At 64.9% G+C, this 1,111-nt stretch carries 1 protein-coding gene; it reads right to left on the bottom strand.

Annotated features, from left to right (window positions below; all coding sequences use genetic code 11):
* Positions 1-219: 219 nt before the first annotated feature.
* The coding region (locus tag KZZ07_RS26575) for a formate--tetrahydrofolate ligase (RefSeq protein WP_219519917.1) at positions 220-1,111 on the bottom strand (892 nt) is incomplete at its 5' end.

Consider the following 1,111-nt stretch of genomic DNA (forward strand, 5'->3'; position numbering starts at 1 on the left):
GCCGCGCCACATGCGCCGCCACCTTCTCGCGGACCGTGGCCGCAAAGGCCTTGCCGTCAATGATTGTTGCGCTCATCTCTCTTGTCCCTGTTCCGCGCGGGTCACCCCGCGCCCCGAAATGATGGACGGGTGCGACTGCTTTACGCCGCCGCACCCGCACTGTCAGGGACCCGAGGCTCAGGCCCCCTCAGTTGCTCTCGCCAATCGGCGGTCCGCCGCTTAGAACAGACCTTCGATCTGGCCCGCGTCGTTCAGTCGGATGCTTTCCGACGCCGGCACGCGCGGCAGACCCGGCATGGTCATGATCTCGCCGCAGACGACGACGATAAAGCCCGCGCCCGCCGACAGACGCACTTCGCGCACCGGAACCGAATGCCCCGTGGGCGCGCCACGCAGGTTCGGATCGGTCGAGAAGGAATACTGCGTCTTGGCCATGCAGACCGGCAGGTTTCCATAGCCCTGCTCTTCCCAGAGCTTCAGCTGATCGCGGATCTTCTTGTCCATCAGTGCTTCGTCAGCGCGGTAGATGCGCTTGCAGATGGTCTGGATCTTCTCGGCCAGCGGCATCTCGTCGGGATAGATCGGCGAGAAGTTGGCGCTGTCCGCCTCTGCCACGGCCACGACCTTGCGGGCGAGATCCGCGGAGCCTTCGGACCCCAGTTCCCAGTGGCGGCTCAGCACCGCCTCGGCGCCGTGGCTGGCGACGTACTCCTTGATCGCCGCGACCTCGGCATCGGTATCGGTGACGAAGTGGTTGATCGCCACGACGACCGGCACGCCGAAGGATTTGAGGTTCTCGATGTGACGTCCCAGGTTCGGGCAGCCCTTCTTGACCGCGTCGACGTTTTCCCCGCCCAGGTCGGCCTTGGCCACGCCGCCATTCATCTTCATCGCGCGCACGGTGGCGACGCAGACGACTGCCGAAGGCGCCAGCCCTGCCTTGCGGCACTTGATGTTCATGAACTTTTCGGCGCCCAGGTCAGCACCGAAACCGGCCTCTGTCACGACGTAGTCGGCCAGCTTCAGCGCGGTGGTCGTCGCGATGACAGAGTTACAGCCGTGCGCGATGTTGGCGAAGGGACCGCCGTGCACAAATGCCGGGTTGTTTTCC

It is taken from the genome of Mameliella sp. CS4, assembly GCF_019392335.1.
Lineage (GTDB): Bacteria > Pseudomonadota > Alphaproteobacteria > Rhodobacterales > Rhodobacteraceae > Antarctobacter.